We start from the raw sequence: 15,771 nt of genomic DNA, 5'->3' as shown, positions 1-15,771 counted from the left end.
TCCTGCGCCCGACCACCGACATCAGCGCTCCGCCCGGCTCCACGCGAGGAACGCCTCCGCGGCGTCGCGCAGGGTGTCGCCGCCGCCGACGACCCACTCGTCGCGGCGGGTCACGCACACGTACGTCGGGAGGCCCTGGTAGTCGACGAGGCGGATCCAGCCGAGGTGCTCGCGCTTGTCGCCCACCCACCACTCGTTCGGGAGTACTGACCGCCGAACCATGCTCATCGGAGTCCAGTGGTGCGCCATGGCCCCGACCGTAGGACCAACGACCGACAGCCGCTCCGCCCTAGGCTGAGCCCCACCCACAGAGAACGGATGACGATGGACTACGCCCCGACGATGCTCGAGCGCACCAAGGACGCCCTGCACCTGCTCCACGGCGACGCCTCGCGCCTGCACTTCACCGACTTCCCCGACTACGCGAACATCGGCGACTCCGCGATCGCGCAGGGCCAGTACCGGTACTGGCACTGGCGGAAGCTCGACATCCTCTCGACGTCGTCCTTCCACACGATGCCGCCCCGGCTGTACTCCGCGACCGACCCCGTCTACATCAACGGCGGCGGCAACTTCGGCGGCCTCTACAAGGAGCACAGCGAGCACCGCTACAGCCTCGCCGAGCGCCTCCCCGCCGAGACGATGCTGATCCAGGGGCCGCAGTCGATCCACTGGGCGTCCCCGGCCGACCGCGACGAGTTCATGCGACGCATGGCGCCCCGGAAGCAGCTGCGCATCGCGGTCCGCGACCACGCCTCCTACGACGACCTCAAGGACGACGTCGAGGGGCTCATCCTTTCGCCCGACGCCGTGCACATGCTCGGCCGTGTCCCGGCGCCGGAGCCGACGCAGAAGGAGGTCCGGCTCATCCGCCGCGACCCCGAGTCCGCCGGCGGCCTCGGCGAAGGCATCGACTGGCCGAAGGATCAGCCCGTCACCCGCGCGTCCGCGTGGCTCACCCATCGGACCAAGGAGCTGCCGTTCCTCCGCTCCGCGATCCCGACCGCGAACGGCCTCTGGGAGCCCCGCTCGCGCCGCCGCCTCGCCACCGGGCTCGCGCTCCTGGCGCAGGGCGAGACCGTCGTCACCGACCGCCTCCACGGCATGCTGATCGCGCTGCAGCTCGGCCGGCCCGTGAAGGTTCGCGACAACAAGATCGGGAAGCTGCACAAGTACGTCGACACGTGGCTCGCCGACACCGACGCCGACATCACCTGGGTCTGACGCGCGCGGGGCATTGCCGGTAGCCACATTCAGTCAGCTTGCACGCTTGGCGATCAGCTCGGCGAGGCTCGTCAGGAGCTGGTTCGCGCCAGTCTCGTCGCCGGTCTTCCCCAAATCAGGGGGAGAGCCGAGAACGCGCTTAGCGAACGCCTCGTAGACGCGTGACCGGGCGGGCTGATCGTTCATTGGATCGACAAAAGCCAAGAAAGACTTGAGCTGAACCGAGATGCCCTCGGCCCAGACGGCGGACTGCCGATGATGCGTTGCTTGCCTCGCGAGATAAGCGGCCAAAGCAGATAGAGCGGACAGAAAAGCAAGGTGATAGAGAGTCTGGCGCCAGCTAAAGACCCCATTACCATCTGCGGGTATGAGATATTCGGCCGCAACTAGCGCGCTTGCGGCCAGGACAACAAAACCCAACACGACCATGGTCGCGTTGCGAAAACGTTTCGAGGTTCGGTCCTCGTCGGTGGCGTACTTGTTGAAGGCCGCTTGTAGATCTGTAGCTCCACGCTCTCCCGCTGATCGGGCAGCATTTTCTGCTGCCGTTTCTGCCCGCTTAGCCGCATCCATGGCTTGGCCTACCTGCGTATCAACTCGCTCGCTCAGGCGATTAAGCTCATTCGAAGTAGAGATTTCACTAACGATTAGCGCAAAACGAACGCGGAACGCAGAGAATTTGCGTATTAGCCTGAGCGATTCAGGCGGAAATGTCCCAGAGCGAGTTGTCTTCATTATCTGCTCTTCAATGAAGAAGATAAGGGACTCCGCGGAACTTTCGACCTCAAGTATTCGATCTACTGCTTCACTACCTGACGAAGCGGCGGCGAGGCTTTCAATCTGCCTCAAGGCGCCATCGGTCGTCTCGTCCATCACGTTCGAGCGAACCTGAACGACAGCCCAGATGTTTTCTGCAGATAGCATCGAAAGGAGATCACCAAAGATGCGGCCGACTTTCTCGGCGGTCTGGCCGAAGGGTTGCTTTCCGATGACATCCTTCCCCAAGTCATTGAAGCGGGCTTCGTACCGAATGATGTCCTCGGCGAAGAGGATCCCGTTCTGATCTGCTGCCATGCCGTGACTCTAGCGTCGAGCCAACAACCGAACGAACGCCCCCTCGCCGCTCCCGAAGGAGTAGCGAGGGGGCGTTCGTGCGTGAAGCGGTCGTCAGGCGACGGCCGAGCCGGGCAGGACAGTCGGCCAGGCCTGCGTCGGGTTGACCTCCCACGAGATCTCCTGCTGCTGCGAGCCGTGAGCGACCTTCGCCGAGGTGGTGAGCCCGCCGCCGTTCGACGAGGCGGACACGGTGGCGAGGTAAGGGGTCGCCGAGCTCCACAGGGTGACCCGCGCGTCGACGGCCGGCCGGAAGCCCGCGAGCGAGGCGGTCGGGATGATCGTCGACACCGTCGAGGCCGAGCCGTTCAGGCCCGCGAAGGCGATCGTCGCGCGCTGGCCTCGACGGATGAGTCGGATGAAGCCGTTCGCGTCGAGCGTCCATCCGGCGCCGAGGAGAGACGAGATGTCGCGCCATCCGGTGCCGGCGGAGAGGCGGTTGAACTCGGTCTTGACCTCGGCGAGGATCGCGACGAGGTCGTCTCCGACTGCGCCGTTGTAGGTGAGTGGCATGGGGTGTGTCCTTTCACTGCCATAGGTCGTAGGCGACGCGGAGGTCCGCGCCGGCGGCGGGCGCCGCGTCGAAGGTGATGGTGAGCGTGCCGCCGGCGAGGTCGACGAAGTGCGGTCGCGCCGCGGCCGACGACATCGCGGTCAGGTTGATCGCGCGCGCGGTCTGGAACGGCAGCCCGGATGCGACCGTGAAGACGGTCTTCGCGCCGTCGGCCCCGGTGAGGGTGGTGCGGTCGGCGACGCGGGTACGCCACTCGTTCCCGTCCGCGCCGATGCCGACGTTGATGCCGGGCTCGGGGCCGGACCAGGCGGATCCGGCTGCCTTCGTCCAGGGCGTGACCACGCGGCGGCCGACGTTGTTCGCGAGGAGCATCCGCGAGCGTTCTCCGGTGCCGGCGTCGTGGATGATCGACCGCCACCGCTTCGTCGTCGACGGCCCGTAGAGCATGTTCCCGACGACGGACAGGTCGAGGATCTTGCCGGTGCCGCTCATCGCGAGGAAGCTGCGCGAGTTGTCGACGATCGCGCTGTTCTGGAAGACGTTGTTCGCCTCGATCAGGATGTTCCGCGCGGTCGAGGTGCCGTCGGCGATGATGACGATCTGGTCGCCGATGACGCCCTCGAGCTGGTTCCGGATGATGTGGACGCCGCCGATCGTCTTCGACGAGTCGAGCTTGAGCGTGATCAGCGAGCCCGGGGTGGGGACGCCGTTCTGCCCGGTCCACATGTGCAGGTCGCCGACGAGGATGTTGCCGGTGCCGAGCGTCGACGACCCGATGGGCTGGATCATCATGCAGGCGCCGTCGGGGCCGGGCTGGCGGAGCTGCCCGTGCGAGAACTTGTTGTCGGGCTCGTGCGTGACTCGGATGCAGGAGCCGGTGTTGTTCTGCGCGACGGTGGAGAAGCCGTGGAAGGAGCCGTTCTGCCCCTCGACCTCGAGACCGATCAGTCGGCCCCAGTAGATGAGGCAGTGGTCGATCATCCACCGGCGCCCGGACGTGAGGACGGTGTAGTCGGCGAGGTCACGGCCGTCGACGAAGAGGTCGACCATCGACGCCGACGTGTTCGTCGCGAGCGAGGACGTGGGGTCCGCGCCGAGCTCGATCAGCCGCGTCATGGTGGCGCCAGCGCGGATGACCGAGCAGCGCACGATAGCGTCGGTCGGGTCCGCGTACGGGATGCCCGTTCCGCGCAGCGTCACACCGCCCGGGACGGGCAGCGTGGTGCCGTCGATGCGGTAGACGCCCGGCGGGAAGAAGACCTCCCCGCCGGTCGCGCCGATCAGGACCATCGCCCGGTTGAACGCGGCCGTGTTGTCGGTCGCGCCGTCGCCGACGCCGCCCGCCTGCGGGTCGGTGAAGACCAGCCGCCCGCCGAACTGCTGCGCGAGCAGTCGGGCGGATGCTGAGCTCGGCGCACCGAGGATCAACGAGACCCCGGTGTCGTCGGGGGCGAGGCCGTCCGGCAGGATCGCGCCGTCGAGCTTCCCGGTGGCCGGGTTGACGACGGGGATGGTCGCACCGACCGGGGTGTCCTTCGTGCTCGTCTGCACAACGGTCGGCGTGACGTACCTCGGGAGGGCGGCCTGCGGTTCGCGGAAGGTCCAGGACACCTTGGCTGTCGAGGTGTCGCTGACGAGGCCCTTTCCCTGCACGAGCTCGAGCTCGGAGGCCTTGAGTGCTCCGACCCGCGCCGCGGCAGCGTCGACCACCTGCGGGTTCTCGGAGACCACCTGTTCGGCGATGGGCAGGACGCGATCGTCGATCGCGCGCTGCGTGCGAGTGCCCTCGGTCCCGATCAGGATCGAGGCGCTCACGTCGCCCATGACCTTGATCTCGCCGACGGGGACCATCTCTGCTGTCACTGGCGGACTCCGTTCTTGTAGTAGGTCGCCGTCAGGAGGTCGATGTACGCGGGGTAGATCTTGTCCGGCTCGCCGAGCCCGACAGCGATCACGCCAGGCGGCGCCGGCGCGAGGAGCAGGTCGCCGATCCGGCCGCCCGTGCGGGGGACGCGCAGCTTCCACGGCAGCCGCTCGTACGGGGACGCCTGACCAGCCTCGAGGTAGCTGATCTCGGGCGTGTACCAGACCTCCGGCGAGACGGTCATGGTCGGGTAGAGGGCCGTCTTGAACGCCCCGTCTGCCGCGACGACTGCCTCGATGGGCACCTTCGAGAACAGGCGCCCCTCATCGACGCCGGGGCCCGAGGGAGCGAACCGGAGCCGGACCTGGCGACCGGCGAGCGAGACGAGACGGAAGTCGGTGAGCATGCCCCACACGTCGACCGTGCCCTTGATGGTCGGGCTCGGGTCCGCCTTGAGTGGCGTCTCCTCGGTGAGGATGTTCGACGACTTCCGGCCGGCGGTCGAGGACCAGGCGACCACGTAGACGCTGTACTCCTCGCCGGGCGTGAGGCCGGTGAGCTCGTAGGCACGCACCGTCGGGCTGACCTTGCGGACCACGGTCGGACCCGACATCACGTCGTAGCCTTCGGCGCCTGCCGATGCGGTCCAGGAGATCTTCGCCGAGGTGGGGGTGATGGACGCGAGCGAGAGCACGGGAGCGGGCAGCTCGCCGCTCGGGGTCTCCGAGCCGATCGTGACGCTGCGCGAGTTGGACCCGGTCCGCACGCCGTCCGAGTCGACCGCGAACACCTGGTAGATGTACTGGTTGCCGTTCTCGACGGACGAGTCGCGGAACGTGGTCGTCAGGAGCGCCTTGCCCACCCTGCCCCCGGGCGTGCGCTCGACGTCGTACTTGACGAGCGACCCCTCGGGATCGGAGGACGCCTCCCATGTGAGGGTGGCCGAGAAGGTGGTGACCGTCGGCTGCGCGAGGGTGAAGTCGAGCGGAGCCCGGTTGGTCGGTGCCTGGATAGCGGCGTTGTCGTAGACGGCCTTGAGGTACTCGCGGGTCTGCTCGGGAGCCTGGGCGAGGAACCACGACTTCGGCTTGTTCTGCAGCGTGTTGTCGACGCCCCACTGGGCGCCGCTGGACGGCTGCTGCGAGGACTGCGGGGCCTCCGACAGGACGGAGTCCTTCTGCCAGAGGAAGTCGAACGATCCGACCGTCCCGATCACGACGAGGCGGGTCGCGGTGCAGCCGGTGGGCCCGCCGTTCAGGGCGTTCGGGTTCACCCGCCCGGATCCGTCCAGGGTCCAGCCGACGGCGTCCTCGGGCAGCGGGTAGACGATGTTCGTCGCCCGGGTGCCGACGACGAGGACGTCCTCGAAGTGGTATCCGGTCAGCGCTCCGGTGGACTGGATCGCGGCGTTCGTGGAGCCGTAGATGATCGAGCGGACCCACTTGAAGTTGGACATCAGCGAGTTGCCCGACACCTGGCACGAGTCGGTGTGCGAGGGCTTCTTGCGCTGCTCCTCCGTCTTCGGCGTTTCGTGGAACGCCGGCGCGACGTGGAGGCCCTTCATCAGGATGCCGGAGATGCTCGCGTTCGCGCCGGAGCGGATCGCGGCGACGTCCATGTTGTTGTTGACGTACCGCTTGAGCGTCGAGTCCGGGATGGACAGGTTGCAGAGCTCGACGCCCGAGGTCGGCTTGTTGTCGCTGGACTGGACACCCCAGTACCAGAGCTCGCCCATGTTGAAAATGGCGCCCTCGGTCATATCCGAGAGGAGGATGCCGCGGTTCAAGCCGAGGGCGTAGTTGGTCGCGTTGAACTCGATGGCGCCGAAGGCGACGCCAGGCATCCGGATGCGCACGGACTTCGAGAAGGTGCAGGAGCCCCATTCGTCCCTGCTGATGACGAGCGCCCGGCGCTTGCGGCCGGTGCGCCCGTAGTCGATCCAGATGTCCGAGCCCGCGCCGGCCCCGTCGGGCGCCGCGGTGCCGGGGAGCATCCAGACGACGACGCCGGCGTCCCACTCGGCATCGGTGAAGCTCTTCAGCGCGTCGACGATCGCGGTCGGGGTGAACGCGACGGTCTTCTGGCGCGAGGCGGGGAAGGTGAGGGCCTCAGCGCGCGTCGGGGTGCGCTCGGGCCAAAGGTCCGTGGCGGGGCCGTACTTGGCGGGTGTGGGTCCGGGCATGGTGATGCTCCTCAGCGGGCGTCAGGCGCCCGTCTGCCGGGCATGCGAAGGCCCCCGCCGGGAGTGGCGGGGGCCGGGTGGAGCTCGGAGGTGTCGCGCGCGGCCGCGGGCGACGGGTGCGTCGTGCTGACCAGGTCAGCGGCGAGGGCCGAGGAAGGCGTGCTCCTTGTGCATGCGCTTCACGGAGGCTTCGCGGGCGGACTCGGAGGGTCCGGGATCGACAGTGAAGCCGACGGGCAGCGGGCCCGCCTCGTGGCGTCCGCGCTGCTCGGTGTCCTGGCGGGCGTTCACGCCGATCTCGGTCGCCAGCGCGGAGAGCGCAGCGAGGACGACGATGACGAGGGCCTGCCAGGTGAAGCCGTAGATGAGCGGCAGGATCAGGGTCGCGATCGCGGCGAGGATCGCGGCGCCGGTCTTCAGGCCGCCGGCCCACCGCCCCTTGAGCAGGGGGACGCCGAAGGTGGTAATCGCGCCGGCGACGAGGGCCAGCAGCTGGCCCGCCTCGACGTCGTCGATGAGCTCGTCGGCGAGCGCGGTCTGCAGTGCGCCGAAGATGAGGATGAAGCCGGGCAGCAGCGCGGCGAGGTACTTCTGGATCACGGGATTACTCCTTGGGTGAGATGGTGGGTGCGGAGATTCCGCTGCCGGGGAGGACGGATTCGAGGCGCGGCCAGCGTTCGATGTCGTCGGGGTCGACGCCGCGGAGGATGAGCTCGCGGCGCATGACGGTCGCGTGCTCTTCCATGCGGCGGCGGTTGCGCGCTTCGGCTTCGGCGCGTTCGTACTCGCGGTCGCGCTGGGCGACGAGGTCGTTCTTCCGCTTCGATTCCTTGGCGGAGACGCCGGTCTTGATGAGGGTGATGATGGACACGAGCTCGCGAAAGAAGACGCCGATGCCGCCGGCGCCGAGGACGGCGACGACGAGGGCGACCACGTTCACGTTCTCCATAGGCGGCACTGCGGGGCTCCCTACTCGCTGCGCGGCGCGATGTTCTGAGTTCGCCTCCGCAGCGCCTCGGCGACGCGGGACTGGAAGTCCTGGTGCGTGGGGTCGGACGCGAAGATCTGCAGCTCGACGTATCGGCGGAGCAGGACGACCATCGCGACGAAGACGAGGGTCGTGGCGACGGCGGCGGTGATCGAGGTGAACGCGGTGCGGCCGAGGATGACGAGGTAGATCAGGATCCCGAACGCGGCGGCGGGCGCCGCTGGCACCTCGAGCACCCAGTAGCGGGTGAGGCGGCCGACGAAGCCGAGCACGCCGCCGACGAGGAGCAGCAGCGACCAGACGCCGATGAGCCAGTCCCAGCCTGCGAGCTCGACGACCACGGTCGTCGGGGTGAAGAAGAGCGCGTAGACGCCCCCCGCCACGATCGCGAGGTAGATGACCATGTCGATGATCCGGATGAGCGCCTCGAGGCGCCGGCGCTTCTCGTCGGGGATCGGGTAGCGGTCCACGCGGGTCAGCCGACCGCGGACGGGACGGGGTTGGCCGCCTGCGCCGCCTGCAGGTCACCGACGCGACGCTCGGTGTTCTGCACCCCCGTGAGGAGATCCGCGAGCACGACGTCGAGCGGGGCGCTGACGTCGCGGTGCTGGATCAGGTCGAGCTGCCCGAGTCGCGCGAGCAGCACGTCCTGCTTCTGCAGCATCAGGTCGGCCTTCGCGACCGCGAGCTCGGCGTTGATGGCGCCGGCCTGGATGACGGCCCACGCCGGCTGCTTGCCGTCGCGCCAGGGGATCTCTTCTCCGAACGACACGTCGTCCTCCTCGATTGGGGTGTAGGTGTTGGGCAGGGTGGTGATGGGGATGCCGCGGAAGTAGTCCCACGGGTTGAGGCGGGGACCGCCGACCTTCTCGTAGTGGTGCCAGTGCAGGTGCGGGGCGTACCGCCAGAGCAGCCGCTCGCCGCGGAGTACGCCGGACGCCCCGGAGAGCGCGACGGGCTGGCCGTAGTCGACGACGGTCCCGGCGGGCACGAGGAAGCGCGAGAGGTGCAGGTACTCGTCGTACGCACCGGTGCGGCGGCCGTCCTCGTCGAGGTGCCAGAAGCGGATCGTGTTGCCGCCGGTCCCGTCCCACGGAATCAGGCCAACGACCGACCGGCATGGGGCGCGGAGGGTGGTGCCGTAGGTCGCGACGAGGTCCACGCCGCCGGCCGATCCGCGGGCGCGGTGGTGACGGAAGGAAACCCACGGGTCGCGGTCGTCGTCCTCAATGACGGGGAAGCCGTTCGCGTTGTCGTAGCGCATGGTGCTCTCTCTCGTGTCAAGCCGCGCGGAAGAGGCGCCCGCTGGCATCGATCTGCAGGTCGCCCGAGCCGCGGTCTGTGCGGGTGAGGCGGCCGTCGGCGCCGAGGCCGACGTTCCCGGCGCCGTTGGCGCTCCGGGTGAAGCGGCCGTCGGCGCCAATGGTGAGGTTCCCGCCGCCGGGGTCGCCGGGATCGTTGGGATTCTCGCCAGGCTCCTCGCCGCCGTCGCCGGTGTCGGGCCAGTCGCCCGCGAGCGCCGCTCGGATCGCCGGGTCCGGGTCCATCAGGCCGTCGGTGATGCCCTGCCAGATGCCGTCGGCCGAGCCGTACGTGGTGTGGCTGTGGGAGCCCGACCATGCGGAGCCGTGGAAGTCGCCTGCGCCGGCGGCGTAGCCGACGACGTCGCCGGGCTCGAGGTGCTGCCCGACCGAGACGGTGATGCCCCAGAGGTGCGCCCATGCGGCCCGCTTGTCGGAGTCGTCAATGCGGATGCCGACGACGGGGCCGAGGCCGCCGGTGCTGCTGACGACGTAGACGTCGCCGGGCGCCCAGACGGGGATCGGCCGGCGGGCGGAGGCGTTGATGTCGAGGCCGCGGTGCCCGAACGACGAGTAGAAGGGGCCCTGCGCGCGGAACGGCGTGGTGAAGTTCGCGGGGTTGTAGAACGCCCGCCAGTCAGCGGTCGGCATCAGCTGGTCGGGAGGTTGTGGACGAAGAAGTCGCCGTCCTTGAACTCGAGCCACGTCCCGGCCGCGCCGCCGTTGCCGACGATCTGCATGCTGTCCTCGCTCATGGTGATCGAGTTGCCGCCGGCCTCGATGCGTAGGCCGTCCCTGTTGAGCTGGACGGAGGCGTTGCCCACGGTCGAGATGCGGAGGGCGTCCTCGTTGAGCTGCACGACGCTCGACCACGCCTGGATGACCATCGGGACGCCGAACGCGATGACGTTGCCGGTGCCGTCCTTGTAGAACATCTGCATCGAGTAGTTGACGTCGCCGACGTCGGAGGAGACGATGCGGCCGCCGCCGGTGACGTGCATCGTGCCCGTGACGCCGAGTCGGCCGGTGAAGTCGGCGGGTCCGTCCCAGTCGATCGTGCCGTCGCCGCGGAGGGTGCCGGTGATCTCGACCGTGCCGTAGACCTTCTGCGAGCCCTGGCCGGCGTTCTCGCCCTCGGCCTCTCCGACGACGAGGCCCTCTTCGGAGAGGATGCGCAGCGCGCCGTGGGTGACGGACGAGTAGCCGATGGGGGCCTGGGTGACGAGCCGCTCGAGCTTCTCGAGGCGGCGCAGCAGCTCGGACTTGTCGAGGTCGTCGTACTGCATCAGGGCCTCCACGGCTGGACGGACAGGGGCACCGCGGAGGTGAGGTCGCAGGAGTAGCCGATGACGTACTGCGGATACCACCCGCGCGGGATGAGGTGGTCCCCGCCGGTGTAGACGCGGATCACGCTCCCGATGCGGATCGACTCGAGGAGGGTGTTCTTGATGCGGACGCCGGAGGGCTCGTCGCGGACGTCGAGCTCGTACTCGCCGCGGGCGGTGTACTGCCACTGCTCGGTCGGCTCGCGCTGCCAGCGCAGGTCGGACATCGCGTGCCCGCGGAGGTGGTCGACGTCGTCGATCTCGGGGTAGGACTCGGAGCGGTCGCGGATCATCGTCGTGGTGCCCTCGAGGCCGTTCGCGAAGGCGACGCGCTTGTCGGCCTCGGAGCCCTTTCCGAAGGCGACCGATCCGGTGCGGAGCTGCTGGGCGTTGAGGCGGTAGACGACGTCGGTGAGGGGCACGTTGGGCGCGTCGAGGTTGAAGTCGAGGGCGCTCGAGGGGAGCGTCGGGGTGCCGCAGCGGACGACCCACTCGATGTTCGAGGCGCCGGCCTGGTCGTAGATGGTCCAGCGGGGCTCGAAGTCGATGTCAGGGCCGTCGCTGGTGCTCTGCAGCTCTGTGAGCGCGCGTTCCGCGGTCCAGCCCTCGTAGTACCACCAGGTGCGAGAGACGACGCCAGGGCCGTCCTCGGGGAGCACGAGGGGCAGGTTCCAGTTCGCGGTGTGCCCGGAGGTCGCCGCGGCGAGGAGTGCGCGGGCGGCGCCGGCGAAGCTGCGGTCCTTCACCTCGAGGGTGCCGTTGCGGTAGCTGCCGTCGTCGACGGGGTAGAGGAAGCGGTTCTTGAGGAAGTCGCGGACGCAAGAGGTGCGGATGGTGAACGTCTTCGAGCTGCGCGCCCACGGGTCGATGGTGTGGATGTAGCCGGCGTACTTCACCGTCCCCTCCCACGAGGAGACGAAGATTCGGTCCCAGAGCGGCAGCACGAGCGCGCGCCACGGAAGGTCGGAGTCCGGGCGGATGGTGAAGGAGTGCGAGCCGGTGGAGACGCCGTTGATGACCCGGTTGAACGAGGAGGCGGAGACCTCGGCGGTGACCTCGGCGAGGTATCGCCCGGAGTGGCCGTCGCAGATGAAGTGCCGCCAGGCCATCGGGGCCTCCTCAGATGTAGGTGTCGGTGACCTCGGTCTTGAGGACCGCGAGGTCGGTCGCGGTGAACTCGTACGGCTCGCCGGGGCGCACAGTCCAGACGTCGCCGCGTCGCACGCCGCCGAGGTCGACGACCCCGTCGACGCGGAGGAAACCGTCGCGCATGTCGATCGTGTGCTCGTGGCCGGCGGCAAGCGCCCGGATGACCGTGTACTCGCCGGTCGGCCCGAAGATCGTGTAGCCGTTCGGGAGCAGTCCTTGGATGTGATGAATCGGACGGGCGGGGAAGTTCCCGCGGTGGAAGGCGGCGCGCTGCTCGAACGTCTCGGTGGCGCCGTACTTGCGAGGGTCGGCCATCCACACCTGGACCTGCCAGTCGGCGACGCTCGCGCGCGTGCCGCTGCGGATGGTGAAGCGGGTGCGAGCGGCCAGGCGGCAGCGGCCCCAGAGCGAGCCGCTATCGCGCTGGACCTGGATGAGCGCGTCGTCGCCGTCGGCGAGGAGTCCGGTGAGGCGGTCCTTGAGCGCGTCGAGCTCTTCCGGGCTGGGCGCGTGGGCGGTGCCGGAGAGCGCGACGGTGCGGGGACCGAGGCGGCCGGAGGCGTCGAAGGAGCCGTGCCCCTCGGGCTTGGCGACGTCATCGCGGCGGACGTCGACGCCGTCGTCCCAGCCGGTGAAGCCGACGGGGTCAATGAGGAAGCCGCCGGCCGCGGGGAGGTCGGCGCCGCGCCCGTGGAAAGTGACGGCGCCGACCGTGACGGTGAGCTTCGGTGTGCGCATCACGCTCCTCTCAGCTCGTAGTTGATCGCGTTCGCGGCGACCGTTCCGACGGTCTCCTCGGACATGCCGGGGCTGGTGTGAATGTGCTGCTCGACGAGCGGCCCTCCCTCTTCGCCTCCGAGCCGCGCGGCGAGGTCGGCCTGGTCGGCGACCGCGGTGCGCGCGAGCGCGTCGGAGAGACCGATGGCCGGCACGATGGTGCGCGCGTCGGGGACGGTGAGCAGCGCGTCCATCTGCGCGCCGACGACGCCCTGGCTCGCCTCGAGGCCGCCGGCGAACTGGTCGCCGATGGCCTCGCCTGCGGTGCGGAGCCCGGTCCAGCCGGAGCCGGAGAACGGGCCGCGCTTGGCGGGCGAGTGGGGGAAGAAGTCGGCGACGCCGCCCATGAGGTCGCCGACGACGTCGCCGATCCCGGACGCCGCGGCGACGAGCCCGTCGACGAACATCTGCCAGACGGCGCCGCCCGCGTCGAGGAGCCACTGGCCGAGCGCCTCGAAGGCGTCCCCGATCATGTCGGGCAGGCCCTCGAAGAACGCGACGAGGTCGTCTCCTGCGGTGCCGGCCCCGGTGACGAGGTCGACGAAGAAAGAGATGACCTTGACGATCCAGTCGATGAGGACCGCGAGGACGCCGATGACGATGCCGAGCGCCCACGCGAGCCCGTCGATGAGGGGCGTGATGAGCGCGAGGATCGGCACGAGCAGCGCCGTGAGGAGCCCGATCAGCGGCGTCAGCAGGGCGCCGACGAGCTGGATGATCGGCTCGAGCAGCGGCAGCAGCGCGGCGACGAGGGAGAGGATCGGGGTGATCAGCGGGAGGACGGCCTGCAGGAGTTGCCCGATGAATCCGGCGAGGAGAGCGATCAGCGGCGCGAGCGCGAGGAGCACCTGGCCGAGGACGTCGCCGAGGGTGGTGGCGATCGCGAGGACGATCGGGATGAGGGTCGTGATCGCGGAGCCGAGCTGGCCGACGAGCATCTCGACGAGCGGCCCGAGGATCGCGAGCAGCGGCGGGAGGATCGTGGTGAGCAGCTGCGCGAAGACGCCGATCAGGGTCGCGAGGATCGTCGCGATGACGGGGATGACGGGCAGCAGCGCCGAGAACGCGCCGGTGAGCGCGCCGATGAGGACCTCGGCGATGGGCTGCAGGACGGTCATCAGGGTCGAGAGGACCGTGACGAGCAGCCCGCCAACGGTCGCCGCGAGCCCGCCGAACGCCGCCATGAGGGCGGGGAGGATCGGCTGGATGGCCTGCAGGATCAGCGACAGGGGGGAGAACGAAGTCCACAGGTCGAGGACCTGCCCGGCGAGCGGGCCGATGGCCTCGAAGAGGGTGATCGCGCCGTCGCGGACGCCGAGGAGGAACCCCACGATGGGGGCGTCCTCGTCGATGTCGAAGGCCTTCTGGAAGCCGGTGGTGAAGTCGCCGCCGATGACGAGGTCGTAGATCGCGATGACGCCGCCGCGGACGTCCTGCAGGAACGAGACCAGGCCGGTCTCGTCCTCGGTCTGCAGGGACGCGGCGAGGCCGCCGTCTGCCTCGCCGGTCTTGATGATCGAGAAGAGGTCAGTGGCCGCCTCGATGCCCTGCTCGAAGCCGCCTGCGATCTTCGGGCCGAGTTCGATGGACTGGTCAGCGAGGAACCCCATGCCGTTGCCAGCGAGGTTGAAGACGGCGGTGCCGAGCGGCTCGAGAGCGAGGAGGGCGTTGTTCTTGACGATGGTCCAGGACTCGCCGAAGTCAGCGGTCGCCTTGCCGACGCCGAGGATGGTGTCCTCAGTGGTGCCGGCGGACCCCATCAGGTCGTCGAGGTTGATCTTCCCGGACTGGATGGCGCCGACGAACTGGGCGGCGCCCTTCGTCCCGAAGACCTTCCCGGCGAGGTCAAGCGCACCCGCGGTGTCGCCCGCGGCGACGAAGCCCTGGATCTCGCCGGTGACGCGCTTGAACGCGGCCTGCGGCTCCTCACCGTCCTTCGCGAGGGTGATCATGCCCTTCGACATGGACCCGAGGACGGCGGTCGCGTTCAGGCCCGCCTTGTCGAGAGTGCCCATGAGGGCGACGGAGTCGCCGAACCCGAAGCCGAGGTTCTGCAGCGCGGGCGCGACGGTCTGCACACCGGACGCGAGCTCGTTCATGCCGACGCCGGTGGCCTGGGAGACCCGGAAGAGGTCGTCCATGCCGCCCTCGACGGCGTCGCCCTCGATGCGGAAGGCGGAGAACGCGGCGGTGGTCTTCTGGACGTCGACGTCCTGGTCGAGGATCCGGCCGGCCTCGAGGTACTGCTTCGCGACGGTCTGCAGGGTCTCGCCGGACAGGCCGAGGCGGGTGTTGAGGTCGGAGACGGTCGCGCCGGCCTGCTCGAAGCTGGTCGGGATCGTGGCGGCGACGCGCTTCGCGTCGTCCTCGAGCCCGGCGAGTGCTTCGCCGGTGGCGCCGGTGCCGACGCGGATGGTGTCGGAGACGTCGTCGAAGACGGCGCCCGCCTTGTAGAAGCCGGTGAACGCGCCGCCGAGGGTCGCGCCGATGGCCGCGATCGGCAGGGCGCCCTTGAGCGCCCCGCCGAACCGGCCGCCGGCCTCCTTGCCGCCGGCGTCTCCGGCGATCCCTGCTTCCTTCGTGATCGCCTGCGCGATGACGCCCTGCGCGCCTGCCATGGAGGGGACGAGCGCGAGGTAGGCGGTGGCGAGTTCGACGGTGTCGGCCACGGTCACCGCCTTCCGGGGTCAGGTGCTGCGCGGCGTGTAGCCGAGGAGCTGGTCCATCGCCTCGAGAGAGAGGACGGTGGTGCCGATGCGGCGGGTCGCCTTGGGGCGGGGGATGGGCTTGGGCTTGCCGCCCTTGCCGCCGCCGCGCTGCCAGTTGCCGGCGCCGAGGCGGTCGACGGCGACGGCGAGGAGCTGCACGGTCATGTCCCACTCGGCGAGTTCGCCGTGCACGGCCCGGTAGTAGGCGGAGCCGCGCGGTGAGTGGCGCATAATCGCGCGCAGGTCGAGCCACGACAGTTCTGGTGTGCCGAGGAGGTCGATGGACCGGCCGGCCATGTAGAGGTCGTAGCGGAGGGCCTCCCCGTGTTCGACTAGCTGTCGGTGGAGGCCGACGATTCCCCCGGCGTGATGCCCGACGCGTCGGCCCACGCCTCGTAGAGCGCGGTGAGCTGCTCGAGGGACTCGATCTGCTCGAAGGCGTCGGGGATGTAGTGGTCCATCAGCAGGCGGACGACGTCGGCCTTGGAGCTGCCGCTGATCTGGAGGACGAGCTTCGGCTTCACGAACTGCAGCTTCGGGAGCGAGTAGGTGGTGTCGTCGCCGGGGAGCTTGAACTCGAAGCGGTTCTGCTTGATCGACGCCTTGGATGCGGGGACGGTGAACAT

Annotated in this window: 17 protein-coding genes; 1 reads left to right on the top strand and 16 read right to left on the bottom strand. The window is 69.2% G+C overall.

Annotated features, from left to right (window positions below; genetic code table 11):
* Positions 1-21 precede the first annotated feature (21 nt).
* Positions 22-186: a hypothetical protein gene (locus MT353_RS12140; protein WP_243624618.1), complete on the bottom strand. Its 165-nt coding sequence runs from the start codon at positions 184-186 to the stop codon at positions 22-24.
* A 132-nt stretch (positions 187-318) separates the two neighbouring features.
* On the opposite strand from MT353_RS12140, the gene MT353_RS12135 reads away from it, so the two are divergent.
* Complete coding sequence (locus tag MT353_RS12135) at positions 319-1,224, top strand: polysaccharide pyruvyl transferase family protein (RefSeq protein WP_243624617.1); 906 nt, start codon at positions 319-321, stop codon at positions 1,222-1,224.
* Between the two features lie 33 nt (positions 1,225-1,257).
* Here the strand turns inward: MT353_RS12135 and MT353_RS12130 are convergent, their stop codons facing one another.
* From MT353_RS12130 to MT353_RS12060, 15 genes are all read right to left on the bottom strand, one after another.
* Entirely contained in the window at positions 1,258-2,298 is a 1,041-nt protein-coding gene (locus MT353_RS12130) for a hypothetical protein (RefSeq protein ID WP_243624616.1), read from the bottom strand.
* Between the two features lie 93 nt (positions 2,299-2,391).
* Positions 2,392-2,850 (bottom strand): hypothetical protein, encoded by a 459-nt coding sequence (locus MT353_RS12125; RefSeq protein WP_243624615.1) that lies wholly within the window; start codon positions 2,848-2,850, stop codon positions 2,392-2,394.
* A 13-nt stretch (positions 2,851-2,863) separates the two neighbouring features.
* A complete protein-coding gene (locus tag MT353_RS12120) occupies positions 2,864-4,714 on the bottom strand; it encodes a glycoside hydrolase family 55 protein (RefSeq protein WP_243624614.1) in 1,851 nt (616 codons plus the stop codon).
* Positions 4,711-6,897, bottom strand: a complete 2,187-nt coding sequence (locus tag MT353_RS12115) for a fibronectin type III domain-containing protein (protein ID WP_243624613.1) — start codon at positions 6,895-6,897, stop codon at positions 4,711-4,713. Before MT353_RS12115 ends, MT353_RS12120 begins: the two co-directional genes overlap by 4 nt.
* A gap of 135 nt (positions 6,898-7,032) precedes the next feature.
* Entirely contained in the window at positions 7,033-7,497 is a 465-nt protein-coding gene (locus tag MT353_RS12110) for a hypothetical protein (RefSeq protein WP_243624612.1), read from the bottom strand.
* 4 nt (positions 7,498-7,501) lie between these two features.
* Positions 7,502-7,831: a hypothetical protein gene (locus MT353_RS12105; RefSeq protein ID WP_243624611.1), complete on the bottom strand. Its 330-nt coding sequence runs from the start codon at positions 7,829-7,831 to the stop codon at positions 7,502-7,504.
* 35 nt (positions 7,832-7,866) lie between these two features.
* Positions 7,867-8,355, bottom strand: a complete 489-nt coding sequence (locus tag MT353_RS12100; protein ID WP_243624610.1) for a hypothetical protein — start codon at positions 8,353-8,355, stop codon at positions 7,867-7,869.
* A gap of 5 nt (positions 8,356-8,360) precedes the next feature.
* Positions 8,361-9,149 carry a M23 family metallopeptidase gene (locus tag MT353_RS12095; RefSeq protein WP_243624609.1) on the bottom strand — a complete coding sequence of 263 codons (789 nt, stop codon included), beginning with the start codon at positions 9,147-9,149 and terminating at the stop codon, positions 8,361-8,363.
* A gap of 16 nt (positions 9,150-9,165) precedes the next feature.
* Positions 9,166-9,837, bottom strand: a complete 672-nt coding sequence (locus MT353_RS12090) for a M23 family metallopeptidase (RefSeq protein WP_243624608.1) — start codon at positions 9,835-9,837, stop codon at positions 9,166-9,168.
* Positions 9,837-10,472, bottom strand: coding sequence for a hypothetical protein (locus tag MT353_RS12085; RefSeq protein ID WP_243624607.1), 636 nt, complete (start codon positions 10,470-10,472; stop codon positions 9,837-9,839). Before MT353_RS12085 ends, MT353_RS12090 begins: the two co-directional genes overlap by 1 nt.
* On the bottom strand, positions 10,472-11,620 hold the full coding sequence (locus tag MT353_RS12080) for a hypothetical protein (RefSeq protein WP_243624606.1): 1,149 nt from the start codon (positions 11,618-11,620) through the stop codon (positions 10,472-10,474). The genes MT353_RS12085 and MT353_RS12080 overlap by 1 nt, the downstream gene beginning before the upstream one ends.
* 10 nt (positions 11,621-11,630) lie before the next feature.
* Positions 11,631-12,398, bottom strand: coding sequence for a hypothetical protein (locus tag MT353_RS12075; RefSeq protein WP_243624605.1), 768 nt, complete (start codon positions 12,396-12,398; stop codon positions 11,631-11,633).
* Positions 12,398-15,106 (bottom strand): phage tail tape measure protein, encoded by a 2,709-nt coding sequence (locus MT353_RS12070; protein WP_243624604.1) that lies wholly within the window; start codon positions 15,104-15,106, stop codon positions 12,398-12,400. The genes MT353_RS12075 and MT353_RS12070 overlap by 1 nt, the downstream gene beginning before the upstream one ends.
* Positions 15,107-15,124: 18 nt before the next feature.
* Positions 15,125-15,442, bottom strand: a complete 318-nt coding sequence (locus tag MT353_RS12065; RefSeq protein ID WP_243624603.1) for a hypothetical protein — start codon at positions 15,440-15,442, stop codon at positions 15,125-15,127.
* A gap of 35 nt (positions 15,443-15,477) precedes the next feature.
* A complete protein-coding gene (locus MT353_RS12060) occupies positions 15,478-15,771 on the bottom strand; it encodes a hypothetical protein (RefSeq protein WP_243624602.1) in 294 nt (97 codons plus the stop codon).

This window comes from Rathayibacter sp. VKM Ac-2927, assembly GCF_022815525.1.
GTDB lineage: Bacteria > Actinomycetota > Actinomycetes > Actinomycetales > Microbacteriaceae > Rathayibacter > Rathayibacter festucae.
The sequence above is the reverse complement of the archived record's forward strand: the minus strand, read 5'-3'. Positions and strand labels throughout refer to the sequence as shown.